This is a genomic window from Paenibacillus sp. FSL P4-0081 (genome assembly GCF_000758565.1).
Lineage (GTDB): Bacteria > Bacillota > Bacilli > Paenibacillales > Paenibacillaceae > Paenibacillus_AQ > Paenibacillus_AQ phytohabitans.
On record NZ_CP009280.1, the window covers coordinates 6949430 to 6975248 of the forward strand.

Sequence of the window (25819 nt, forward strand, 5' to 3'; positions counted from 1 at the left end):
AGTAGAATAGGATGAATCTCTATACTTCGGAGCTTAATTTCTCATGTGTAACAATGCGATGGGCATTCACCAGCTGGCCGGTAGAAGACTTGCCCCATACTGAAATCCCGATCTCCTCCCCGGTTGCTTCTCCGATCGTAAAAATAAATTCGAACGCATCCAAATCGGCAAAGTAATCCCTGGTTACCACTTCATTCGGAGCAATATTAATAACCTCACTTACATACAATATTCTTGTCGCTCCCAGCAAGTAGCCCTGAATACTGACTGAAGAGCCTACCATGCCATCACGCTTCACCAGCTTTACCGTAACTGTCTGCGTAGGTCTTATTCCCGAAACGGCATTGTTCTCGATAGGTCCTGTTGATAAAATCGGCATCCCGTCTCATCCCTCCTTCCATATCTAGCATTTACGGCGTGAAACTCAGTTACTAGCGACGGTTGATCTTTAATCGCACAATATAATAATATTCTGGCGTCCTCCGGTCGGTGTGGACATAAGACAGGTTCCATTCACCAATATCTGCGGGGGCGCATATCTTTTAATTAAGGAGAGACCGCCCTTGCTGCCGCTTTCCTGCAGAATGACCAACGGAAGAAGGGAGTCCCATGCCCCCTCCTGGAAAAGGAAAGAGACCTGCCGCCAAAAAACCACCAGCCAGCTCCAAAACACAAACTCCAAAAGGGCTTGAGTTCGCCGTGGCTGCCCTTCTTTTGACCGGCAAGCTGAAAGTAGACTCCATCCAGATGTACACGGACGCATCCATGTTCGTCAGTCTGGTAGGCAAATATAAAACCTTAAGTGATCTGAGCAACGACAACGTCGATAAGCTGGTCAGCTTCCTTGATGACAACAGCAGTCTCACCCTGAACGAGATTATGACCGCTTTGAAAAAGAAAGCCGAAAACTCCTGACCACCTAATTAGAAAGTGAAAGTGAGGCGCGGGGATATGGACAGTTTTGACGGGGAGGGTTTCGCCGGTGGTCTGCTGCTGGTGATTGTAATTGCCCTGCTGATTTATGGTTCTACGGACATCAAGAATCTGACCGGTGCGCCTACTGCGGACTAGGCATTTCCTCTATCAGAGATTCTGAAGAGGTCTGCTTGCCGAGCTGGCTTTGTAGTCCATTGCCAAGCGGCATCCATGTGATTACTTATGATACAAAAAGCTGCCTTAACTTTACTGGGGACTGTACCCTGTTTGTGAGGCAGGGATCAAAACGCCTGGTAAGTTTAAGCAGCCCGTCACCGACAATCCATCGGTGACGGGCTATTTAGCTTCACTGAAATCCGAATATCTCTGAATTCTACTCTGCCAAGCTTAGTTTATTTTTTGAATCAGGATAGAGGCGTTGGCATTGGCTTGTGTTCCGCCTGACAGCGTCTGCAGCGTAATTGCCGCTGAACTGGAATGATTGCGCAGAGTCAGGGAATCTCCCGCTGCCGCTACAACAATCACCATTCCGGGATTGGCCTGAGTTCCGGCGCCGGAACCATATATGCCGCCTGCAACAGAAGTACCATTTTGAAAAAGTGAAAATTGATTGGGCTCCACTCCCGTTGCGTTGAACCAGACTGCATAATCTCCAGCAGTACCTATAGTAATCACAGAGCTCCCTGGCGTGTGTGTAATCGCCCCAATTATGGGACCATTATTACTAAAAGTGACATCGGCCTCCAATGGAACCGTTTGGGCAGCCAAATTATAAATATACGCATACTCGGAAAGACCAGCCGGACTGGTTCCTGTCGCACCTGTGATTCCCGTCGCACCCGTAACCCCAGTCGCTCCTGCTACGCCCGTCGCACCCGTAACCCCGGTCGCTCCAGCTGCGCCTGTCGCACCGGTAACCCCAGTTGCGCCTACTTCGCCCGTCGCTCCCGTAACCCCAGTTGCTCCTGCTTCGCCTGTCGCACCCGTAACCCCAGTCGCGCCTGTGATGCCCGTCGCACCTGTAACCCCAGTCGCTCCTGCTTCGCCTGTCGCACCTGTAACCCCGGTCGCGCCTGTGATGCCCGTCGCTCCTGTAACCCCAGTCGCTCCTGCTTCGCCTGTCGCTCCCGTAACCCCAGTCGCTCCGGCTGCGCCTGTCGCACCTGTAACCCCGGTCGCTCCTGCTGTGCCCGTCGCACCTGTAACCCCAGTCGCTCCTGCTTCGCCTGTCGCACCTGTAACCCCAGTCGCTCCTGCTTCGCCTGTCGCACCTGTAACCCCGGTCGCGCCAACTTCGCCTGTCGCTCCCGTAACCCCAGTCGCTCCTGCTATACCCGTACCTGTAACCCCAGTTGCGCCAGCTATGCCTGTCGCACCTGTAACCCCGGTCGCGCCTGCTATACCCGTCGCACCTGTAACCCCAGTCGCTCCTGCTGTGCCTGTCGCACCGGTAACCCCAGTCGCTCCAACTGTGCCTGTCGCACCCGTAACCCCAGTCGCTCCTGCTACGCCCGTCGCACCGGTAACCCCAGTCGCTCCTGCTGTGCCCGTCGCACCCGTAACCCCAGTCGCGCCTGCTGTGCCTGTCGCACCTGTAACCCCGGTCGCCCCAGCTTCGCCCGTCGCACCCGTAACCCCAGTCGCGCCTACTTCGCCCGTCGCTCCCGTAACCCCAGTTGCTCCTGCTTCGCCCGTCGCACCCGTAACCCCGGTCGCTCCTGCTGTGCCTGTCGCACCTGTAACCCCGGTCGCTCCTGCTGTGCCTGTCGCACCTGTAACCCCAGTCGCTCCTGCTGTGCCTGTCGCACCTGTAACCCCAGTCGCTCCTGCTGTGCCTGTCGCACCTGTAACCCCGGTCGCGCCAGCTGTGCCTGTCGCACCGGTAACCCCAGTTGCTCCAGCTACGCCCGTCGCACCTGTAACCCCGGTCGCGCCAGCTGTGCCTGTCGCACCTGTAACCCCAGTTGCTCCTGCTTCGCCCGTCACTCCCGTAACCCCAGTTGCTCCTGCTACGCCCGTCGCACCCGTAACCCCGGTCGCACCAGCTTCGCCCGTCGCTCCCGTAACCCCGGTTGCACCCGTAACCCCAGTCGCTCCTGCTTCGCCCGTCGCTCCCGTAACCCCAGTCGCGCCTACTTCGCCCGTCGCACCCGTAACCCCAGTCGCTCCTGCTACGCCCGTCGCACCTGTAACCCCAGTTGCTCCTGCTGCGCCCGTCGCACCTGTAACCCCAGTTGCTCCTGCTGCGCCTGTCGCACCTGTAACCCCAGTCGCTCCTGCTTCGCCCGTCACTCCCGTAACCCCAGTTGCTCCTGCTACGCCCGTCGCACCGGTAACCCCAGTTGCGCCAGCTATGCCTGTCGCACCTGTAACCCCAGTCGCTCCGGCTGTGCCCGTCGCACCTGTAACCCCGGTCGCACCAGCTACGCCTGTTGCACCGGTAACCCCGGTCGCTCCGGCTGCGCCTGTCGCACCCGTAACCCCGGTCGCGCCTGTGATGCCCGTCACTCCTGTACTCCCAGTCGCTCCTGCTGTGCCTGTCGCTCCCGTAACCCCAGTTGCTCCTGCTATACCCGTCGCACCTGTAACCCCAGTCGCTCCTGCTGTGCCTGTCGCACCTGTAACCCCAGTCGCACCAACTACGCCTGTCGCACCTGTAACCCCAGTTGCTCCTGCTACGCCCGTCGCACCCGTAACCCCAGTCGCTCCTGCTACGCCCGTCGCACCTGTAACCCCAGTTGCTCCTGCTTCGCCTGTCGCACCCGTAACCCCAGTCGCTCCTGCCGTGCCCGTCGCACCTGTAACCCCGGTCGCACCAGCTACACCTGTTGCACCGGTAACCCCGGTCGCTCCGGCTGCGCCTGTCGCACCCGTAACCCCGGTCGCGCCTGTGATGCCCGTCAATCCTGTGATAGCTCCCAGAAGTTCAGCAGAAACCAGGCGGTGTGGCGTTACTAAGCCGCCTGAGCTATTTTTTCCCCAGACTGAGACTTGCACCTGTTCATCAATGGTTCCCGAAGTGACAAAAACAAACTCAAATGCATCCAGATCCGCATAGTACGTGGTAGTCAATACCTGATTAGGCAGCACATTCAGCGTTTCGCTGACATATAGCGTGCGGATTCCATCCAGATAGTAACCCTCTACCGTCACAAAGGAAGACATGGTATCACTTCGGTTATCGATTTTGACCGTGATCTGCTGAGTGGGTCTAAGCCCGCCTACCGCATTATTCTCAATCGGTCCTGTAGATAAAAAGCTCATCTTGATTTCTCCTCTCCGAATATTTTAATAGTGATAACAACTTACTATATTCGAGCCATCACCGGAGGTGTGGACAAAGCCGGATATCTATTGCAAATACCGGATGTTATGGGTTGCATTTTCCGGAAACAAGGTTCCGCTTGACATTCCGCTATTGCTTTCTTCCAGAAATTCGCTATACTGATAAAAATCATATTGAATCGATGACCGGGAGAGTAATGTCCCTGAATCTAGTCCCCAGCGAGCCGGGAGAGTGTAAGCCGGTACAGATCAGGATTATGAAGCGCACCCGTGAGATGGACTTCTGAACCTTAAGAGTAGGAAGCCCCGGCTAAAGACCGTTAACCTGTAAGGTGGTTGAACTGTAGGTTCAGCAACGAGAGTGGTACCGCGAGCGCATAAGCCTCGTCTCTTTTGAGACGAAGGCTTTTTTTGTTGTTTTTTTCACCTTACGGACCCTTGAAGTCTTCCGCCCTCAGCCACTGCTTACACCATTCACAACTATTTCGGGAGGTACTTATTCATGTTAAGCGAGCTAATTAAAGACAGTCTGGAACAATGTATTCACAAAGTATCTGAAGGCCTGGGGATTCCCGGCAGTTCTGCGGTAAAAGTGGCTCTAGAGCAGCCTGCGAATGCGGACCATGGGGACTACTCCAGCAATATAGCCATGCAGCTGGCCCGTACCCTACGCAAAGCCCCGGCCGTCATCGCAGAACTGATCATCGCCGAGCTGAAGTCATCGGGCTCCGTAAACGGACTGCTGCAGAGAATCGAGGTTGCGCCGCCGGGTTTCATTAATATGTACATCGATTGGCAGGTGTGGGCCCAGACTGATTTTGCAATTCCGCAGGCTGGCGGTGAGAAGGTTATTGTAGAGCATACTAGCGTTAATCCGAATAAGAGCATGCACATAGGACACCTGAGAAACTCCTGTATCGGGGATGCACTGGTTAGAATTTTGAGAAAAACCGGCTATACGGTCGAGGTACATAACTACGTGGATGATCTCGGCAATCAGCTTGCAGATACTGTAGTCGGCCTTTTGAATGTCCCGCTTGCCGGGGAGCATGTCCGTTTCGGAGATTACTGCTGGGATATTTACGCTGAGATCAACAAGGAGTACGCGGAGCATCCTGAAAGTGTAAATAAACGGACTGAAATTCTTCACGCGCTGGAAGAGGGGCATGGCAATACCGCCTGGATTGGCAACCTTGTCGCCGGACAGATTGTAAAAGAGCATGTGGAGGAGATGCGCAGCTTCGGCATTCACTACGACCTGCTGGTCTGGGAGAGCAGTATTCTGAAAGAAGGCTTCTGGTCTTCCGCCTTCGCCCTTTTGTCGCAGACAGATGTGTTCGTTCAGGAGAAGGAAGGCAAGCTGGCCGGCTGCTGGATTCTGAAGCAATCCGCTGGCACTGGCGCACAGGAGACACAGGAGACAGAAGAGGAGCATCTGAAGGATAAGGTGCTGGTGCGCTCGAATGGGATTTTGACCTATACGGCCAAGGATATCGCTTATCATCTGTGGAAATTCGGCCTCTTGGACAAGGATTTTGCCTACAGCGAGTTTGGCAGCGGGCTGTGGACGACCGGCTTGAGGGGTGAGACGCTGCCTTTTGGACGCGCAGACAAGGTCGTGAACGTGATCGACTACAGACAGGAGTATCCGCAGGCGATGGTAAAGCAGGCCTTCCAGGCACTGGGCTACAGCGAGCAGGCGGATCGGCTGCATCATGTAAGTTATGGTGTAGTTTCGCTAAGTCCGGCTTCCGCCGCTGAACTTGGTATTGATACCTCCGCCGGCAAAAGCTCCTACGCCATGTCCGGACGCCAGGGCATCGGCATCAAGGTTACCGAGCTGGTCCGGCTTATGGAGCATTCCATTGAGGCTACCCGTTCCGACAAAAACGGCCTGTCCAGCCGGCTCATCGCCACCGCTGCCATCCGCTACTATCTGCTGCGCTTCAATCTGGGTACAGAGATTGTGTTTGACTTCAAACAGGCCATGGAGATTTCCGGCAACACTGGCGTTTATCTGATGTATGCCTATGCCCGGGCAAGCCGTGTGCTCAGTAAAGGCAGCGCCTTGGCGGAGAGAGGTACCGGAAATAGCGGCGGCAACGAGCATGGCGGGAGCCGGGAGTACGGGGGACACGGGAATAGCGGGGATAACGGGAGCAGCAAGCATAGCGCGAGCAGCGGGCCTGACGGGAGCAACGCGCATGGCGGGCTTCCGCTCTTTCCGCCGCAGCTTGAGGCAGCCGAGCTCGCCCTGCTGAGACAGCTCAGCCTGTGGCAGGACACCCTATATACGGCAAGCCGGGAGCTTACGCCGAATACGATCTGTAACTATGCGCACAGTCTGGCCGTACTGTTCAGCAATTTCTACTCCGCCTGCCCGATCCTCAAAGGAGAGGCTTCCAGCGTAGCCTTCCGTCTATGGCTAACCCGGAGCTTCACCGATACTTTAGGCGAGGCGCTGGATGTACTCGGTCTGCCTAAGCCGGAGCGGATGTAAGCTGGGACGAAGAAGCGGTAGAGAGTCCCGCATAGTTCAAGTAGGGCTTATAATAGATAACTGTACTCATCGGGTGAAAATGATGTTGGTTACTTGGGGGATCGCTGTAGGCGAGCGGGGGTTTGGGTTTGAGTAACAATAGTAATAGTCTAGCGGATGGCTGTACAAAGAGTGACTTGAATGCTCAGACGCTTGGGTATCCCCGCTGCCGCCCGGCTTCTCATCCTCCGGACGACAAAACAGCCTTCCCGAAGGAGGGCTGTTACTTGACGTCCCGGAAGGGATACAGCCAAATTTCGGCTGATTGCGATGTGTTCCTATCGAAGCTTATGCTCCAACGTCCCCGGCTGGCGCCTAGGCTTCTCATCCCCCCGGACAACAAAACAGCCTTCCCGAAGGAAGGCTGTTACTTGACGTCCCGGAAGGGATACAGCCACACTTCGGCTGATTGCGATGTGTTCCTATCGAAGCTTATGCTCCAACGTCCCCGGCTGGCGCCTAGGGTTCTCATCCCCCCGGACAACAAAACAGCCTTCCCGAAGGAAGGCTGTTACTTGACGTCCCGGAAGGGATACAGCCAAATTTCGGCTGATTGCGATGTGTTCCTATCGAAGCTTATGCTCCAACGTCCCCGGCTGGCGCCTAGGCTTCTCATCCCCCCGGACAACAAAACAGCCTTCCCGAAGGAAGGCTGTTACTTGACGTCCCGGAAGGGATTCGAACCCCCGACCGTGCGCTTAGAAGGCGCATGCTCTATCCAACTGAGCTACCGGGACAAATGAAGAATCATGAAACTTAAAGCTGTAAAGATCATATGTATTAATGCAACGTTATTTATTATACCTGAATCACAGAATTTATCAAGACTAAACTCTCCCAGCCGGCAAAAGAAGCCCCTACATCCCACCGTGCAGGCGACTTCTGATCAGTCCATGAGATTTCCCGATACACAAACCCCAATAAAAAAGAAGCCTCCCGCATCCTGAATGCGGCAAGCTTCCTGCTCTATGGCCCATCCTATAGGTTATTGGTTGGTAATTGTGCAGTGAAGCTTCGAAGCAAGAGGTCCCGCCGGAATCAAGAGTACTGCCTGAAATGCTCACCCAGCTGCTTCTTCAGCTCTCCGAAGATCAGCAGCTCACGCTGGAACTTGGACCGTTCATCCTCCGGGCTCATTACAGTGCTGCCGGTGAAGCCGTTGACCGTCACATCCTTGAAAGCATCATGCAGATTGTTATCAAACCAATCGGTGGCGGTGTCCGCGTCATTCGTCAAAATACGGACAATTTCGTAACCCTCCTCACGCTGGTCCTCAACAATATACACCAAAAGTGCTGAATCGCCCACAGCTCCAGGCAATACGCCAACCTCTGCGCAAGGTGCTCCGTCATACTCGGTCATTCTGCGGATTTTGGCGTCTTTAATGTAATACACTTGTCATCCATCCCTCCTGGCAAATTTCCCTCTCCCCTAGTGTTCGGATAAGGACATACATTTTATCCCTTCCTTCGGCATATATCTGTATTACTTGGCAAAAAAGAAAGGACAGACAACAATCGCACAAAAGAGAGGATGAACCAACATGTGCGGAATAACCGGATTTGTCCAGTGGCGCGGTGATCTTACAGGGCACTCGCAACTGCTTGTCAGAATGACTGAAACTTTAGCGAACCGCGGACCGGATGCAGCCGGAACCTGGATTTCAGGACCCATTGCCTTCGGACACCGCAGACTCAGCGTCATTGATCCCGAGAACGGCGCACAGCCGATGATTGCCCGCCATGACGATAAGGTGTATGCAATTGTGTATAACGGCGAGCTATATAATGCCCCTGAGCTCAAAAAAGAGCTGAAGCAGCGCGGCCATCATTTCCTCACAGAATGCGATACCGAGGTACTCCTGCATGCCTATATCGAATGGGGACCGGACTGCACGGAGAAGCTGAATGGCATCTTCGCTTTTGCCGTCTGGGACAGCTTGCGCGATCAGGTCTTTCTGGCCCGCGACCGCCTGGGCGTGAAGCCTTTGTTCTACAGCCAAGTGGACGATGTCTTCGTATTCGGGTCCGAGCCGAAGGCGCTGCTGCAGCATCCCAAAGTCCAGCCGAAGGTTGGACCGGAAGGCCTTGCCGAAATCTTCATTATCGGTCCGGCCCGGACACCGGGACATGGTGTATACAAAGATATATTCGAGCTTCGTCCAGGTCATGCCATGATTTATAGCCGCAGCGGTATCCGTACCTACGCATATTGGAAGCTGGAGAGCGACCCGCACACGGATAACGTGGATGAAACGGCAGCCCGGGTGCGGGAATTACTCCAGGATACGCTGGAGCGCCAGCTTGTTTCCGATGTTCCGGTCTGCTCTCTGCTCTCCGGCGGACTGGACTCCAGCGCCTTAACTGCGCTTGCCGTAGATTATTACAACCGGACCGGCCAAGGCCGGGTTGATACCTACTCGGTGGATTATGTAGACAACGACAAGCATTTCAAAAGCCATTCCTTCCAGCCCGGAGCCGACGGCCCCTGGATTCAGCGGATGATCGATGAACTGAATACGAACCATCACTTTATTGCTTTTGATACACCTGAACTGGTAACAGCGCTCGACAACGCCCTCTACTCCCGCGATTTGCCGGGGATGACCGATGTGGATTCATCACTTTATTTATTCTGCCAGGAGATCAAAAAGAAGGCGACTGTCGCTATCTCCGGCGAAGCGGCAGATGAAATTTTCGGCGGCTACCCCTGGTTCCACCGTGAGGAGATGCTGTCTTCCGGCACCTTCCCCTGGTCGGTAGCACCCAAAATGCGTGCCAGTCTATTGTCGCCGGAAATGAATGAGTGGATACGTCCGCTGGAATATTTGGGTGACCGGTACAGCGACGCCGTGGCCGAGGTGCCGAAGCTTGACGGTGAGACCGGCAAACAGGCGCAGATGCGCGTCATGTCCTACCTCAACATTACCCGCTTCATGCCTACGCTGCTGGACCGCAAGGACCGGATGAGCATGGGCGTGGGCCTGGAGGTACGCGTTCCTTATTGTGACCACCGCCTGGTGCAGTATGTATTCAATATTCCCTGGGAGATCAAGACCGTAGGCAACCGTGAAAAAGGCATCCTGCGCAAAGCACTCGAAGGTGTACTGCCGGACGATGTGCTCTACCGCAAAAAAAGCCCGTACCCTAAAACACATAATCCTGCCTATCTGAACAAGGTGCGCTCACAGGTACTGAGTATACTGGATGATCCTTCTTCGCCAATCCTTCCGCTGATTGATCCGGCCAAAATCCGGGAAATCGCCGCATCACCGGAATCCTCCAGCAATCTGCCGTGGTTCGGCCAGCTGATGTCCGGCCCGCAATTATTCGCTTATCTGGCCCAGGTAGATCTGTGGCTGCGGAAATACAATGTCTCCATCGGCTAATGCCAAATAGATGTGAACATGCCCGCCAAGACCGTATAGCATACGTTCAGGCGGGCATGTTTTTTTACATTAATATGAACTAAGCCTGTACAAGCCCGCCTACAGCCGCATACTCCGGAATATTAAGCGAAACGTTAATATTGAACCGGAATTCCAGCTTGTTGTCCTCAAAAATAATCGTGTACGTGACCACATAAGGAGTCTCAATGTAGTACAGCGTAAGCTTCAGCGTATCCTCAGCCAGCCAGTTTACGTAAGTGATTACCTGTTGCCGGTGTAACGAGAGGTCTTTGCTGAAAACATCCTCCGTCCATACCGGTTTGCTGAAATCGAATGGCAGCACATTGTCCCGCTGAACGCCATACACCATTTGCAGCTTAAGCAGCGTGTTATTCCTGGTAAAAGAAATCTCCCGCAGCCCGTGGGGATTGCTGCTGATCTGGTATGTACCGCTGAGACCATACATCAGCCATTTCTCCGAAAAAGACTGCTGCGCCACAGGTAAGGCTGAAGTACTCCAATCGGACAATAGCTCCTGCAGACCGGCGTTATCCCCGGAATCCGGCAGCGGACTGCCTCCAAGCGTATCAAAAATATGCTCAAAAATCAGATCCAGCAATACCTGCAGCCGGTTCATACTCCCGAAGCTTGCCGCCACAGCAATGACTATATTCTGCTCCGGAGCCACCAGACACAGCTGTCCAAAAGATCCGTCTCCCCGGTAGCAGCCCCTACGGCATAGATGAAATTGGTAACCATAGCCCTGCGCCGAGTCAATCCGCTGCGCTCCGGCCCGGTTGTCGCTCTGCTCACTTGCAGCCCGCTGTATGTACTGCTCCGATACAATTCTCCGCCCGTTATATACGCCTTTATTCAGCAGCATCTGGCCAAACCTGGCTACACTTTCTGTAGACAGGCTGAGTCCCATCCCGCCAGCCGTGATTCCCCGCGGACAAGTCTCCCAGGATGGCCGAGGAATGCCCAGTGGCCCGAACAAACGCGGCATCAGGTAATCGACCATACTTTGCCCGCTCACCCGTTCGAGGATGGCCGCCAGCATATAGCTGGAGGGGGTGCTGTAGCGGTAATAACTTCCCGGCTCATGCTCAACCTGCTGGGCGAGGAAGGCGGTGATCCAGTCCTGTTCCTTGACCACAGCAGGATAAATATCTTCATGATGGCCCGCATTCATGGAGAGCAGGTGATGCACTGTCATTTGCACCAGATTAGAAGACACAGCCTCAGGCAGCTTGTCCGGGAAAAAGGAGATCACCGCATCCTCCAACTGCAGCAATCCCTCGTCCCAGGCAATACCTATGGCTATAGAGGTGAAGCTCTTGCTAAGAGAGTAGAGCAGCTGCGGGGTATCCGGAAGGTAAGGCATCCGGGTGAACTCGGCCGTAACTTGGCCGTCCTGCAGCAGCATGAAGCTGTTAACCTCAAGCCCCCGTTCCCTGACCTCCATGACAAAACGGCTTAAAGCCTGCGAAGATAATCCATGCTTCTCCGGATAATCTTTTATCAATTCCAACGTTGTGCCCTCCCATTGATTCCTTCTTTTCTCAGCATAAAAGCCGGGGCAGCGGATGTCGATGAGCTTTGATTCCAAGTCGTTTGGCGCGTTGTCGCCAAATGCAAAGAGCAGACCACCTGAAAGGGGCCTGCTCTTTGCATTCATGGCTTATACGCCGCCACCCATAGATTGAACCGAGATAGTCAATAAAAAGATGAAAGTACGGAGGGGAATTTTGGAACTGTAGGAGCGTCAGCGACCGCCTGAAAGCTTTCCGAAGGAAAGCTCGCAACGGAAGCATAAGCAGTCCCCGGATTTCCACCGCTTATAGCGGTATGAATCAAGAAATCTGGGGACAACAGCGGCCGGAAGTCCAAATATTCACCGCAGTCACGGCTAACATCAATTTTATTAATAATTCCTCTGTTCAATCTACATCAACCCTAGAAATTGAAATTATCCGGGTCCGGGCCGAAGCGGTGATTCTGATTCAGATCCTCAATGGCCTTGACATCGTCATCGCTGAGGGTGAAGTCGAAGAAGCCGGCATTCTCGATGATCCGCTCCGCATGCACGGATTTCGGAATCGTGATAACCCCCTGCTGCAGGTCCCAGCGCAGGACAATCTGCGCCACGGTCTTGCCGTACCGCTCCGCCAGCTCCTTCAGCAGCGGCACATCCAGGTTCCCCTGCATCAGCGGGCTCCACGCTTCCAGCTGAATGTCATGCTCCCGAGTAAACTTAAGCAGCTCACGCTGGGTCAGCAGCGGATGGAACTCGACCTGGTCAACCACAGGTACCACACCGCTATCATCGATGATATCCTGCAGGTGATGGGTCTGGAAGTTGCTGACACCGACCGATTTGACCAGACCTTCCTTTTGCAGATGAATCAGCGCTTTCCAGGTCTCTTTATATTTGCCGGCAACAGGCCAGTGAATAAGGTACAAATCGATCTGCTCCAGACCCAGCTTCTTCCGGCTGACTTCAAAAGCCTTCAGCGTAGATTCATAGCCCTGATCAGGATTGCGCACTTTAGTGGTAATAAACAGCTCTTCTCGGGGTACCCCGCATTCACGGATGGCTTGTCCAACGCCTTCTTCATTGTTGTACCCGGCTGCCGTATCAATGCTGCGGTACCCGGTCTCCACGGCAGCTTTCACTGCCTGGATAACTTCATCGCCATCCTTGGTCTGCCATACGCCAAGACCCAGCCAGGGCATGGTCACTCCGTCGTTCAAGGTAGGCCCGCCTGTAAATGGTGCGTTTAATTGACTCATATGTTTACCCTCCAAGCCTAATTTGAGTTCATCAAGCATCCTTAACCTTAAAAGCGCCTTCATAATCATCCAAAATCAGAATCAGTATGCCAGATAGGAGTAAAGCCGCCAAAAGTGACAAAAACATGTCTGGTCATCGTTGGCTGGTTCGGATAAAAAAATGGAGTACAGCCTATCCTGCGGCTGTACTCCATTTCATTCCTGCCCTTATTTCTTGTCAATCAGCTTGAAATCATCAAAGTGGAACTCCGGTGATACGATGCAGGAGACCAGCACCGGCTCTTCACCCAGCGGACGGGCTGCCTGCCATACTCCGGCAGGAATAACTACCTGCGGCTGCTGGCCTGCGGCGATGTCCAGCCCCAGAATCACTTCCGTCACGTTCTCCGGCTGTTCACCGCTGCCGCCCAGGCTTAGCACAATCGGACTACCGGAATGATACAGCCAGATTTCGGAGGACAGCACAGTATGCCAATCCGAAGTCTCGTCAGCATGAAGCAGGAAATAGATCGAGGAAGCTGAAGCACGCGGCCCCGAATAGCTTCCGCCCAGAGTCTCCTGGGGAATCTCGAAGGATGAATTCCAAAGTCTCTTGTACCATCCGCCTTCAACGTGAGGCTGCAGCCCCAGCGTTTCTACGAGCGGTGAAATCTCTTTTTGCGTCACAGTATCTTCTCCTTAAAGTTTTGCGTAGCAAAACTGTCTTCGTAAGCATAGGCTTAGTTTTGCGTTGCATGCTTCGTAAGCATAGGCTTAGTTTTGCTTTTAACTTTAACGGAATGTGCCGCAATTGTAAAATAGTTCTGAGCTTATTTGCCGTCCTTGCTCGCCTTGAATACTTCTGCAATAGCTCCGATACTGCCAAGCGTTTCAACAGCACTGGTCGGCAGGAACACTTTGTTCGCCGGTCCCTTGGAGATTTCAGTCAATGCTTCGAAGGACTGATAAGCCAGTACTCTTTCATCCAGTCCTGCACTGGCGATCAGGGCAATCCGCATCTTCTCGGCTTGCGCGACCGCTTCGATCGCCTTGGCCTGGCCTAGGGCTTCCAGCTCCTGCGCCTGGCCGAGACCTTCCGCCTGACGGATACGCGCTTCCTTATCCCCCTCAGCCTTCAGGATCTTACTCTGCTTATCCCCTTCAGCGCGAAGGATCATATCCTGCTTGGCGGCTTCCGCCTCCAGTACAATCGCACGCTTGCTGCGCTCAGCCTTCATTTGTTTGTCCATTGCTTCCTGGATATCCAGCGGCGGCTTGATGTCGATAACTTCTACACGCTCAATCCGCACGCCCCATTTCTCAGTGGCTTCATCCAGCGCGAGACGGATATCCGAGGAGATTTTTTCACGGCCGGACAAGGTTTCATCCAGCTCCAGCTTACCAATAATCTGGCGCATGGTGGCAGTAGAGATATTACGTACACCATAGACATAATCGGAAATTCCGTAAGTTGCTTCTTCCGGTCCTACCACTTGATAGAAAATAATCGTGTCGATCTGTACCTGTACGTTATCCTTCGTGATTACCGTCTGCGGCGGTACATTCGCCTGTTGAATCCGCAGGTCATGATAGACCCGCACCTGATCAATTACCGGAATCAGAATATTCAGACCCGGTGTAAGCAGGCGGTTAAATTTACCGAGACGCTCCACGACCCCCACTCGTTGCTGCGGGACAATCTTGATAGTCAGTGCGATAAATACTACGACAACAACAACAATAATTCCGATAATAGCTAACTCCATCAGTACATATCCCCCCATCGTTCTACTTCAATAATTGTGGTGCCTCTTCTTACAACAATAACCTCTTGATCCTTGCCTAGCGCCACTGTGGATGTTGCACTCCATGTATCGCCGCCTACCTTGACCTGCCCGTAACGGCCGGGCTCAATCGCTTCGACGACCAGACCCTTTCGGCCGACAATATCGATACCGGTATCCTTGAAGCCCCTGGAATTGCGTAATCTCGCTGCCAAGGGTTTGGTGAAAACCGTCAATATCAAGGCCACCAGTGAACCGGCCACCACTTGCAGCAATAATGCTTCCGGGAGCAGAAGCGCGACCAAGCCGGCAACCAATGCTCCGAGACTAAGCCATAATAGGTAGAATGTAAACGTAAACATTTCTACAACAAACAAGACGCCAGCGGCAATCAACCATAATACCCAAACAACCATCGGTGAATCCACCACCTTCCGCTATATACTACTATAACGAAATAAACAGCATCACGTTTCATAAATAAATTAAAACCGGGACAGCAGCCTGCCTCTTCATTATATTTCAGCTTATGGAAGCTTATGAACGCTGGCAGTACTTCTATGTATTACAACTCATAATTTCCACCTAAGTATATGTAAACATTTAATTATTCAAACGAAGCAGTAAAAGGCGGGAATGGCAAAATGATACTCTGGCTAGAGCGCATAAAAAACGGTGCAGGCTTATGCCGGCACCGTTTCTTCGTGTGGAGATATATTATTGCTGATAAGTCTTCATTTCTTAGTTCAGCTTCCAAAGAGCCGGTGTTGTAGACGGTTCCCAGCTTACCAGCGAGGTGTGTGCCTGCAGACATGTATATGATTTCCCGCTGTAGGTTACAACATCACCCGCTTTATAAGCAATTCCGGCAGCCCAGGCTGAGGCACCCGTGGTTGCCGTCGGGGTTGCCGTGACCACAGGCGTCGCGGTTGGTGCTGCTGTCGGCGTAGCCGAAGGACTTACAGTGGGAGTGGCTGTAGCGGAAGGCTGCGGTGTAGTGTTGCCGCAAGTGCCGACAACCCTCCAGACTCCGAAGGCACCGCTGAGATCCGGCCGTTCGCCCTGCGTCCACCACTGGGCTTGATAGAGCAGTCCGCCGTAGGAGGCCTGCTGTCCTTGAGTGTAGACGGCGGTTGAACTCCAAGCCGCTGCCGTACATTGACCTGGTGTTGCAGTAGGTGTAACTGTTGCGGTCGGTGTGGCTGTAGCAGTCGGTGTGGCACTCGGCTTAACCGTTGCCGTAGGTGTCGGCGATGGCGTTGCCGACGGTTTCACTGTTGCTGTTGGCGTAGGGCTTGGCGTCGCCGAAGGCGTTGGTGAAGGAGTCACCACTCCGCCGCTAAGATCAGCGCTTAGCTTCGTCTGCAGTGTCCGGTTACGGTCGCCGCTGGTCTCCCAGAACATGGCTCCGGCCAGGCCTTTGGATTTCAGATAACTTGTTTTGTAGCCAATGGATTCTACATCATCGTAGCTGATAAATGTCTGATTTGAAGGATTATAAAGATAAGGAACCTTGGAAGTGTTGTTCCAGTAGCGGGTGTAGCCGTTCTTGTTGATGTAGTTGGCTTCCAGATCACTGAAATCATAGTTGCCCTTCTCCCAGGTGCCTGTGGAGGAGATTCCCGCCGAGACCTGGTACTGGCCATTCCCCGCAGCCGGAGCACCTCCCCAGCCTCTGCCATAGAACGGCATGCCGAGCACGAGTTTACCCGCCGGCACGCCGGCACTCAGATAGCTGGTAACCGCTTTGTCGATATTGTAATTCGCCGGCTCGGTCAGCCCCGATGAAGCTGCAGCCGGATCATAATAGAGCGGCGCGTTGTGTCCCGTAGTTGTATTCCAGCTTCCGTTGAAGTCATAGGTCATGATATTAATCCAGTCCACCACTGCAGCGATCCCGCTGAGATTATTGTTCTGGATATAAGCAGGTCCTGCGCCGGAAGCAATGGTCAGCAGATACGTTTTGCCGTCGGCAGTTCCTGCCGCATTCAGCTTCTCGCGGATCTTCTGCAGCAGAAGAACATAGTTCTGTTTATCCTCCGGACGGTAGCTGTTGCCCGCCAGTCCTCCGCTGACCGGGTATTCCCAGTCCAGATCAACGCCGTCCATCTGGTATTTGCGGATGAAATCAACGGCTGAATTGGCGAATACCTCACGGGTTGCCGCACTAGCAGCCACATCCGAGAAGCGGTTCGACCACGTCCAGCCGCCGATGGAGATGACCGTCTTCAGGTTTGGATTCTTCTCCTTCAGCTTCCAGAGCTGCTTCAGGTTACCCTTGATCGGGTCATCCCATTTATCGTCGCCGAAGCTTTTCTGGGCATCGATCCAGGGATCACCCAGCACAATGGTTCCGTTCGGAACGCTGATCGTCTGGCCTTGCTCGTTCTGACAGGACCAGGTTACCGGATTCGGACCGGTAGGGTCTGGATTGCCATGTATCCCGTTCCAGCAAATATCCGCAAACGCATAGTTGATTACATTCATTTTATTAGGATCAATATCCGTTACATTGTACGCCCGCCCGTAAGCGGCCCAGGAAGCATAATACCCGACAAGCTTGTAATCCGAAGCTGCATTAGCCGTTCTGGGATTTGTACCGAAAGCCGAAAAAAGGGTAAGGATAAGAACTGCCGCCAAGCCAAGCACAAAGGGTTTACGAGCTTTACTTTTGATAAAGAACATTTCGTTATTACCTCCCCGGTTCAATGCGTTACCCAATCAGAAAGCTTCAGCGCTCACCTCCAGGACCCTATTGACCCCCACCCTGTAAATCTATTAAATTCACAACTAGCAGGCTGAAATGCTATAGGCCAGCCCAAAAAAGCGCAGCTAAGCTGCATACCTGCGGATCTCGTGCTCTCTTGCCGGGTGTCTACTCGTAACTATGGCTTATGCTTGTGTAGCAAGTTTTGCGTCATTCAGCTAGGCTGCCTCTGTTTGCAAAACTTGTGAAGGGAATGGGGTAGCGGAAGAATGCAGAATGTTCGAAAGGGGTGAAGTCAACTCTTATTCTCATACAAAGTACGCTGCTGCGCTAGGGGTAAATTTCCATACTGAGGGGGGATTATCATCTAATTTCCATATCTCAACAAGTGGAAACGGCTTTGCCGTCCTTTTAAAGGACGGTACCGTTTCAGCGAGAAATAGAAGGATAATTTATAGCATGAAATATATAAATTCTTATATTTTAAAAAATCCGGAAGCCCCGTGCATGTTACACATGCATGGAGGCTTCCGGATAAGCTTCAGCTTCTATTTCACGTCCCGCTGCCGGCAGCAAGCTTCTCTGTCAGCAGACGCAGTGCCGCGCCACGGTGGCTGACCGCCTGCTTGTCTTCCAGCGTCAGCTCCGCCATCGTCTTCTCAAACTGCGGAAGATAGAAGAGCGGGTCATAGCCGAAGCCTCCTCCGCCCGCAGGCTCCGAGGTAATCCAGCCTTCCACTGTTCCTTCCGCCGTCAGCTCCCGCCCGTCCGCCGGATCATACAGCGACAGAGCACAGACGAACCGGGCCGGACTGAGCAGCGGCTGGCCGGTATCCTCACCCTGCTTCAGCCTCTCCAGCTCGCTCAGCAGCTTCAGGTTGTTCGCTTCATCATCTGCAGGCTCCCCGGCGTAGCGGGCCGAGTATACTCCCGGACTGCCGTCCAGCGCTTCCACGCATAGACCGGAATCATCCGCAAGCACCGGAAATCCGAGTGCATCCCCTACCGCCCGGGATTTTTTGAAGGCATTCTCGGCAAAAGTCACCCCGTCCTCCACCACATCCGGCAGATCGGGGTAATCGAACATGCTTTTGACGGTGAGTCCAAGGGGAGCAAAGGCGTGCTGGAACTCCCGCACCTTGCCTTTATTCTTCGTCGCGACAATCAGAATCCCGCTGCCGGACTTCATATTACACCTCTTGGCCAGGCTGGCCGGAAGGGATTTTGAGCGCAATGGGGCCCAGTACTTCTTTTTGAACGGCGATCAGCTCGTAGATCCCCTTCTCGCCCAGACCCAGCAGCTGGTCAAGCTCCTGGCGGGTAAACGGCCGCTCTTCGCCTGTACCCTGCACTTCAACAAACGCACCGCCGCCTGTCATAACCACATTCATATCAACCTTCGCTTTGGAATCCTCTTCATAGTTCAGATCGAGCAGCGTTTTGTCACCGACGACACCGACGCTGATCGCCGCCAGGTAATCCGTAATCGGAAATACGGCCAGCTTGTGCTGCAGCGCAAGCTTATTCATGGCAAAGGCCATCGCTACAAAAGCGCCCGTAATCGAAGCTGTCCGTGTCCCCCCGTCCGCCTGAATCACATCGCAATCCAGCGTAATACTGCGTTCGCCCAGTGCCTGCAGATTCACTACGGAACGGAGTGCCCGTCCGATTAGACGCTGAATTTCCATCGTCCGTCCGGTAAGCTTGCCGCGTGCTGCTTCGCGCTGGTTACGGGTCTGGGTGGCCCGGGGAAGCATGGAATATTCGGCAGTGACCCAGCCTTTGCCTTGTCCTTTCAGAAACGGCGGAACTTTCTCATCCACGGTTGCCGTGCAGATGACTTTGGTATCTCCCATCTCAATAATTACAGAGCCCTCTGCATATTTGTTGGTTTGGGTGGTTATCGTCAGCGGCCGGAGCTGGTCTTCTTGGCGCCCGTTTGATCTCATCTTTTCTGCCTCCTACATCGTATAGCCCTAAGTTTGTGTGTACACGAATCCATCCCTTATCTTATACGCAGAAACGGGTGCCGTCCTCTGCTTCAGAGAACGGCACCGCTATTCCTGTCAAGATATCCGGATCAATGAACCTTTATTCTATCAAAGAGCAGGCACAAAAGCATCTTTTAGGCATGCATATCATTCTACAGCGGCAGCTCGTTCACATATTCCGGTGCCGAGACCGGCTGGCCGTAATCGATATTATTGGTTCCCGTAACTGTTTCTTTACCGTTCAGGCGGATCTGCACCAGGGCATCGTCCGTATTCTGGGCAACCGTCAGCACGACCGATTCCAGCATTTCCTCAGGAACGCTTGTGCTGCCTTCGAACATCTCATCCTTCAGGGAAACGGTAACTACCCCATTCTGGCCTGCTTCCACGGAATCAACCACCGTGCCCTGCGTCATGACCATCTCCAGGCCATTCTCGGACTGTGGTCCGGCAATCAGCTCGTTCAGAGCTGCCTTCACCGAATCTCCCCCTGCGGGTACAAAGCGCGTAACCGGAACATAATACTGATGAATGCCATCCGGAGAAGCAGCAGAGAAGTAGACGGTCACTGCGCTGGAGTTCATCATGAGCGCACTCTGCTTCGGCAGGTTAATGCCCATGGCGCGGGACAGCGGCCGATCCAGCGGAGTACCCTGCAGCGGCATTTCGGTAAGCTTTTTGCCATCGACCCAGAGCTGTACGCCCTGGATATCTTCCTGACCCGTCAGGGTCCAAGTGACTGCCTCCAGAATTTTGCGTTCATCCGCCGGATCATAGTCATTGAATGCCGAATTGAATTCAACGATGGCCACCTTATCCTGGCCGATAGATACATTGTTCACTTCCGTCCCTGCCGGCAGTACGCCCTGGAAGCCTTCGGGCAGTACAGATTTGTATGCCCCCTTGCTGACTAGCGCAGTAAGAGAATCCTCCAGCATTGCTGTGCCCTCCCCTTGCGGAAGAGCCAGAGACACCGGTGCCAACAGGCCGTGCTGATCCTCCAGGTACACGGTTGTCCGTTCTCCAGCCGCAGCGGAGACTGCCGCATCTTTAACCCCCGCTGCGAGATCACTCTCATCCAGCGAGACCGGTCCCAGAACCCCGGTGTCGAGTGTGCCTTCTCCGCTGACCTGCAGCATTTGTGCTTCGACTTCACCCGGAGGCGGGTCTACCGCTGCCGATTCCGAACCGAACAGACTGCAGCCGGAGAGCATAATCGGAACGGCCAGCAGGCAAGCCGCGGAAACCCCGCGGATGTGTTTCATAGGCTTATTCAATCTTCATTACCCCTTTCAACGCTAAGATCAGTTTGTACTGCTATGTATACGAGCCCTTAGTCCAAAAAATAACAACAGCTTATCCTAAATTGCAGAAGTTCTGTCCGGACGGGCAGATACAGCCAGGGTCCGGACCGATGCAGCCAGATACAGCCCATGAATCCGCACGGTTCTGGACATCAGTCTGCCGCTTGCGTACAATTTAGTACAAACAGCTATCCTAACTTAATTACGAATGGAGGACTTCTCATGACTGATTCCAAAATCCCTTACAGCCTCAACAGCAAAGCCGTCGCCGAAGCCACCCGGTTCTGGCTGCAGAAACGCGGGGTAACCATACTTGAGATTGCCGAGCTTGTCATGCTGCTGCAAAAGAAGTATTATCCGAACCTGACCATGGAGGAATGCGTTCATAATGTGGAGATGGTACTGAGCAAAAGAGAGGTGCAGAATGCGGTGCTGACCGGCATCCAGCTTGATGTACTGGCCGAGGAAGGCAAGCTGTTCGCTCCCCTGCAGGATATGATTGAGAATGATGAAGGGCTGTACGGGGTGGATGAGATTCTGGCGTTCTCCATCGTGAATGTATACGGCAGCATCGGCTTCACTAACTATGGCTATGTGGACAAGCTAAAGCCCGGAGTACTGGAGAGGCTGAATGACAAGACAACCGGCCAGATCCATACGTATCTGGATGACATCGTAGGTGCTGTAGCCGCAGCTGCCAGCAGCCGTATTGCCCACCGGAAGCAGGCAGAACGCGAACAGGAGCTTGGGCTGCCGCATGCACCGGAGGATGTTGAAGAGGCCGCGCGGAGAAAGGTTCCGGAGAATGAGGAGCTGGAGTAAGCCGATATTACATTGATTTTATTTTGAAAGGTGCGAAGTGTGAATGACCTATTCGTTTGTAGTTGAGCCTGTGTCCGTTCTTGATTTTGACAGTGAAGATGAGCTGATTGACCGGTGTAAGGAATGGAATCTCCTGCCCGCTACAGCCACCCGGGTCAAAACTTATCAGTATAAAAGAAACGGCCTGACACTGCCGGTAGAAATTGTAGGCTACGTGGACAGCCTGACCGTGGTGATACAGTTTGAGAATAAACAGCAGCACTGCATACATCCCGCTTATCTGAAAGAAATGCAGACGGCTGCTTTTGGACAACGCGCTTCGGCGGCTGAAGCAGCCAAGGCGGATGATTCCACAGAGGTAACGGAAGAGACTCTGCCAGCCGTGAACGTTCTGGAGGAGCAGGAAAGCCAGGAAGTACCGGAAGCAGAAACAGCAAGCAAGGAGATTCTGGCTGCTCCGGACAGCGCAGATTCAGATTCACCAAAGCAAGCGATACCGGAAATTCCGCAGAAAAAAGCAGCCGCCTCCAAAAAGAAAGCCGCTGTCCAGCTGCCTGAAGACAAGCTCGCGATTACCGCTAGGGTCAAAGAGTTCACAACCGTCCCCAATCATTTCTCGGACAACGATGATGAAGTTATTATATATGAAGCCGTTTCGGTCGAAGGCCATGATCTGGCGATTGAGGAAGTCTGGTCCAGCCATAGCGCCACGCTGAAGAAGCTGGAGCTTAATCCCGGCGATAAAGTATCCTTCGAAGCCAAGATCGTCGCCAAGAAGCTCACGCAGCATCCGGTTAAATACAAGGTCAACAACCCGTCCAAAATGAAAAAAATCGATCCGGATTCATAGGATTCCTAGAGTCCTAGTAAATTGCTTGCTGAAGATATGCAATGACCCGATTGCGTATCAGGCGGTATGCTTAATTGCACTTTGTACAACTAAATCGTCTGATTTTCAACCGATTAACCGTTTAGTTGTATTTCGTACAATTAAACTGCGATTTATAGATTGGTTCTCACCATTCAGGCAGATTTAGTTGTACAGAATACAGTTATATGATACTAGAGTACCGTTTAGCTGTTTTTAAGTGTACGTTCTACAACTATCACTGAATTCCGCTCGGAGCTACTACATCAATTGCTGCATATAAACAGCGGGATGTCTTTTTTTCGGAATAATGTTGCAACCTACCAGCTTCTACAGATCTATTGCACAGTATCCAGCGGCCGTGGTGCCATTTGATTGCGCTCCATCAGAGCCAGGATGTCTTCGATCATTTCGTTGGCCGGGTATGGCATCGAATGGGTGATCCACCACTCCATTACACCTACTACAGCCGATGCCAGGAACTGGATCAGCATCTCTTTGTTCATCCCGCGGTTCAGGCCGCTCATGTCGATCTGCTCACTTAGACCCTGCAGCAGAATCGCATGCAGACGGGTCCGGAAGGCCGGAACGCCTTTATTGTTAAGCAGTGTAGTGAAGACCCATGCGTGCCGCTCCAGATATTCGGCTGTGCGCAGCAGCGCGCCCCCGGAGGCGATATGGGCGTCCTCCCCGCCGGCCAGGCAACTCTCGCACAGCTGTTCCATTTGCGTCTCTATACACTGATCCAGCAGATCGTACTTGTCTACATAATGGAGATAGATTGTTCCTCTGCTTACATTGGCACGCGCTGCAATCTCATTTACCGTAATCTGCTCAAAGTTCTTCTCGGCCATCAGGCTGATAAAAGCCTCGAAAATAGCTTCCCGCGTTTTGCCTATACGTCTGTCCATAAGCTTCTCCCTTTCACTTGTCGTCCAGTTGCTTAGTGCACTTATTATATTTAACAAATGTCAATAAATCAACAAGTGTGCACATCGTCACCGTGCTCTGCTCTGCCCGCCATACTGCGCTATATGCGCCCAGCGGTTCAGCACAACGGGATACATTGGGCTGGTTACCTTCGCGGTAGCACATTATATTCAATTTTTCGCATACATTGGGCTCGGTTACCTTCGCGCTGGCACATTGTATTCGATTTTTCGCATACATTCGGCCTGATTACCTTCGCGCTGGCACATTGTATTCGATTTTTCGCATACATTCGGCCTGATTACCTTCGGGGTAGCTCATTGTATGCGATTTTTCGCATACATTTGGCCCATATGCCCACTTCCGGCGGTTTCAGAAGCTTCTTATTCTCACCACTCAGAGTAACTTGGTACTTTTCTAACTAACACAAAAAACGGGTACCCTCCTTAGCGGATAGTGCCCGTTTCTCTTAAGTATGCTGTATTCTGGTAGTTGTTTGGTATTGGAAATAGTCGTAGTAGTCGTAGTAGTCGTAGTAGTCGTAGTGGTAACAGTAAAGGGTAAGGTTCCCGCGACGGTTGTAAGAACAGCCTCAAGGAGAGACGGCAACGGGCACAGATGGACTTATGTCTGCAACAAGCATCCTATTGCAGCTTACCCGGACACCGCCGCCGTGAACAATATGCTCCCGCCGGGGCCGCCCTCCGTCTCGGCCGCCCGCTCCCGGCGCACCAGCTCGGCCAGATGGGCCAGCGCCTCGCTCATCGCGAACCGCATCTGATGCGCAGTCGCGATCCGGCTGCGGAACAGCCCCTCACAGACGGCGAACCCGCTCAGCGGTCCGCCGGCAAGCAATGCGGCTGTAGTATCCAGCCGCTCCTCATGATGCCGGAGCAGGCTGTCCGCCCGCGCCGTGAACCCGCTGAACGGTTCCCGGTGGCCCGGGAACGCCAGCTGCACCTCAAGGCTGCGCAGCTCCCGCAGCCCCTGCAGATACGTCCGCAGCGGCTGCGGATCGCTGCCCGGCTGCAGGCCGACATTGGGCGAAATCTGCGGCAGCACAGCATCGCCGCAGAAGATTTGCCCGCTGCCGCCGTGGTAGAGCGACACATGACCCGGCGCATGCCCGCCGGTCATCAGAACCTGCCATTTGCGGCTGCCCATTACAAACGGCTCCGCCTCATTGATATAGGTGACCTCCGGCTGCGGGGTCACCTCCGGCCGGAAGCTCTCCAGATGCTCCCGGATGCCCTGAATCCAGGCATCCGGCATGCCGTGCCGCAGGAAGAACAGCGGCAAAGCCTCATCCAGAATCGCCCCGCTGCCCCAAGCCAGGCCGGCTTCAGCATGAGCCCGCTCCGACATCCATACCCGAGCACCGCTGCGCGACTGCATCCAGCCGGCAAGACCATAATGGTCGGGATGATGATGGGTAACAACGATATCCCGCACCTTGGACCAGGACAGATCCAATTCCTCCAGCACGCCCTGCCAGGCAAGCTCTGCATCCGGGGTGTGCGGACCCGGGTCAATCACCGTAATCCTGCCGTCCCGGTCAGGCAGAATATAGCTGTTCACCTGACGGAGCGGCAGCCCCATCGGCACAGAGACCTGCAGAACTCCGCCATCCCAAGATTGAATATCCGCCTTGTGCAAAATCCTCTCTCCTCCTCTGGCTCTTCTTCCCGCCGCCATCTATGGTCTAGCTCCTGTGAAGATCATCCGGGTTGAGGACTCAGCATCATATTCCTCTTCATCGTAGCTGCCATGCACAGCTTCAAGCCGCAGCCCGGCAGCAGCGATCATCTCGCGGAAATTGTCCACGGAATAGAGCTTCACCCGTTCATGATATTTCCGGGGCGCCCCTCCGGCCTTCGAGATCAGAAGGATATCCTTCTTCACGTAACCCTCCTCAATCCGGCGTGATTCATCGATCAGAGTATCCCCGTCCTCACGGACAGAGTGGGGCACCAGATGGCGGATGACATAAGCCGGATTCAGAAAATCAATAATAAATTTGCCCTCCGGCTTCAGCATCCGGCAGATTTCCTTCAGCACCTTGATCTGCTCCTCGTCTTCTTCGAAATATCCGAACGAAGTAAACAAATTGACCACTGCATCGAATCCGCCCTCCAAGGGAAGCTCACGCATATCAGACCGCAGCCAGGTTACGGCTTCCGCACCCGCCTGCGAACGCGCTTCATGCAGCAGCGCCTCGGATAGATCAACCCCGGTAACCTCATAACCGGCCTCCGACAAAGCCAGCGAATGGCGGCCCATACCGCAGCAGAGATCAAGCACCCTGGCACCCTTGTGCAAGTCCAGCCAGCCGATCATCGTCTCCACCTCATGGCGTGCACCGCCGAAGTCCCTGTGTCTATAAACGATTAAATAGTCCTCGCCAAAGCTTGTTTCGTACCACTCACTCATCTCTCTATTACTCCCTCCACAGCCTTTTTCCCAGTACGGTCTTATGCCTCTCTTTAATAACGC

20 protein-coding genes, 1 tRNA gene and 1 other annotated feature are annotated in these 25819 nt (G+C 53.6%); of the genes, 5 read left to right on the forward strand and 16 right to left on the reverse strand.

The window, feature by feature from the left end; all coding sequences use genetic code 11:
- Positions 1-19: 19 nt before the first annotated feature.
- Positions 20-379 carry a hypothetical protein gene (locus tag P40081_RS29500; protein WP_042139685.1) on the reverse strand — a complete coding sequence of 120 codons (360 nt, stop codon included), beginning with the start codon at positions 377-379 and terminating at the stop codon, positions 20-22.
- Between the two features lie 230 nt (positions 380-609).
- On the opposite strand from P40081_RS29500, the gene P40081_RS29505 reads away from it, so the two are divergent.
- Positions 610-915, forward strand: coding sequence for a hypothetical protein (locus P40081_RS29505; RefSeq protein ID WP_039310734.1), 306 nt, complete (start codon positions 610-612; stop codon positions 913-915).
- A gap of 408 nt (positions 916-1323) precedes the next feature.
- Here P40081_RS29505 and P40081_RS29510 read toward each other — a convergent pair whose 3' ends face one another.
- Positions 1324-4200 (reverse strand): beta strand repeat-containing protein, encoded by a 2877-nt coding sequence (locus P40081_RS29510; protein WP_081970232.1) that lies wholly within the window; start codon positions 4198-4200, stop codon positions 1324-1326.
- Between the two features lie 194 nt (positions 4201-4394).
- Positions 4395-4616: a binding site (T-box leader), on the forward strand.
- Between the two features lie 107 nt (positions 4617-4723).
- Between P40081_RS29510 and P40081_RS29515 the strand changes: the two genes are divergently transcribed.
- Entirely contained in the window at positions 4724-6721 is a 1998-nt protein-coding gene (locus P40081_RS29515) for an arginine--tRNA ligase (protein WP_042139686.1), read from the forward strand.
- A 702-nt stretch (positions 6722-7423) separates the two neighbouring features.
- On the opposite strand, the gene P40081_RS29520 is transcribed toward P40081_RS29515, so the two are convergent.
- A tRNA-Arg gene (locus P40081_RS29520) sits at positions 7424-7497 on the reverse strand.
- A 301-nt stretch (positions 7498-7798) separates the two neighbouring features.
- Entirely contained in the window at positions 7799-8155 is a 357-nt protein-coding gene (locus tag P40081_RS29525) for a hypothetical protein (RefSeq protein WP_042139687.1), read from the reverse strand.
- A 148-nt stretch (positions 8156-8303) separates the two neighbouring features.
- On the opposite strand from P40081_RS29525, the gene asnB reads away from it, so the two are divergent.
- Positions 8304-10148 carry an asparagine synthase (glutamine-hydrolyzing) gene (gene asnB / locus P40081_RS29530; RefSeq protein WP_042139688.1) on the forward strand — a complete coding sequence of 615 codons (1845 nt, stop codon included), beginning with the start codon at positions 8304-8306 and terminating at the stop codon, positions 10146-10148.
- 79 nt (positions 10149-10227) lie between these two features.
- Here asnB and P40081_RS29535 read toward each other — a convergent pair whose 3' ends face one another.
- From P40081_RS29535 to P40081_RS29575, 9 genes are all read right to left on the reverse strand, one after another.
- Positions 10228-11679: a serine hydrolase domain-containing protein gene (locus P40081_RS29535; RefSeq protein WP_042139689.1), complete on the reverse strand. Its 1452-nt coding sequence runs from the start codon at positions 11677-11679 to the stop codon at positions 10228-10230.
- A gap of 425 nt (positions 11680-12104) precedes the next feature.
- Positions 12105-12941, reverse strand: coding sequence for an aldo/keto reductase (locus tag P40081_RS29540; RefSeq protein WP_042139690.1), 837 nt, complete (start codon positions 12939-12941; stop codon positions 12105-12107).
- A gap of 207 nt (positions 12942-13148) precedes the next feature.
- On the reverse strand, positions 13149-13607 hold the full coding sequence (locus tag P40081_RS29545) for a cupin domain-containing protein (RefSeq protein ID WP_039297676.1): 459 nt from the start codon (positions 13605-13607) through the stop codon (positions 13149-13151).
- Positions 13608-13750: 143 nt separating this feature from the next.
- The gene (locus P40081_RS29550) at positions 13751-14686 is read right to left on the reverse strand and encodes an SPFH domain-containing protein (RefSeq protein WP_099052495.1); all 936 of its coding nucleotides are present in this window, start codon (positions 14684-14686) and stop codon (positions 13751-13753) included.
- Positions 14686-15120, reverse strand: a complete 435-nt coding sequence (locus tag P40081_RS29555) for an NfeD family protein (protein WP_042139691.1) — start codon at positions 15118-15120, stop codon at positions 14686-14688. Before P40081_RS29555 ends, P40081_RS29550 begins: the two co-directional genes overlap by 1 nt.
- Before the next feature lie 325 nt (positions 15121-15445).
- Positions 15446-17389: a glycosyl hydrolase family 18 protein gene (locus P40081_RS29560; RefSeq protein ID WP_042139692.1), complete on the reverse strand. Its 1944-nt coding sequence runs from the start codon at positions 17387-17389 to the stop codon at positions 15446-15448.
- Between the two features lie 575 nt (positions 17390-17964).
- Complete coding sequence (locus tag P40081_RS29565) at positions 17965-18600, reverse strand: XTP/dITP diphosphatase (RefSeq protein ID WP_042139694.1); 636 nt, start codon at positions 18598-18600, stop codon at positions 17965-17967.
- 1 nt (position 18601) lies between these two features.
- A complete protein-coding gene (gene rph, locus P40081_RS29570; protein WP_042139695.1) occupies positions 18602-19360 on the reverse strand; it encodes a ribonuclease PH in 759 nt (252 codons plus the stop codon).
- A gap of 194 nt (positions 19361-19554) precedes the next feature.
- Positions 19555-20667: a GerMN domain-containing protein gene (locus P40081_RS29575; RefSeq protein ID WP_042141592.1), complete on the reverse strand. Its 1113-nt coding sequence runs from the start codon at positions 20665-20667 to the stop codon at positions 19555-19557.
- Positions 20668-20928: 261 nt separating this feature from the next.
- Here P40081_RS29575 and P40081_RS29580 point away from each other — a divergent pair, with 261 nt between their 5' ends.
- Positions 20929-21528, forward strand: coding sequence for a phosphatidylglycerophosphatase A family protein (locus P40081_RS29580; protein WP_042139697.1), 600 nt, complete (start codon positions 20929-20931; stop codon positions 21526-21528).
- A 43-nt stretch (positions 21529-21571) separates the two neighbouring features.
- Positions 21572-22378 (forward strand): hypothetical protein, encoded by an 807-nt coding sequence (locus P40081_RS29585; RefSeq protein WP_042139698.1) that lies wholly within the window; start codon positions 21572-21574, stop codon positions 22376-22378.
- Between the two features lie 356 nt (positions 22379-22734).
- Here P40081_RS29585 and P40081_RS29590 read toward each other — a convergent pair whose 3' ends face one another.
- The 3 genes from P40081_RS29590 to P40081_RS29600 all read right to left on the reverse strand — a co-directional run bounded on the left by P40081_RS29590 (position 22735) and on the right by P40081_RS29600 (position 25756).
- Complete coding sequence (locus P40081_RS29590) at positions 22735-23307, reverse strand: TetR/AcrR family transcriptional regulator (RefSeq protein WP_042139700.1); 573 nt, start codon at positions 23305-23307, stop codon at positions 22735-22737.
- A 673-nt stretch (positions 23308-23980) separates the two neighbouring features.
- Entirely contained in the window at positions 23981-24982 is a 1002-nt protein-coding gene (locus tag P40081_RS29595; RefSeq protein ID WP_231575215.1) for an MBL fold metallo-hydrolase, read from the reverse strand.
- A gap of 39 nt (positions 24983-25021) precedes the next feature.
- Positions 25022-25756: a class I SAM-dependent methyltransferase gene (locus tag P40081_RS29600; RefSeq protein ID WP_042139701.1), complete on the reverse strand. Its 735-nt coding sequence runs from the start codon at positions 25754-25756 to the stop codon at positions 25022-25024.
- Positions 25757-25819: the final 63 nt, after the last annotated feature.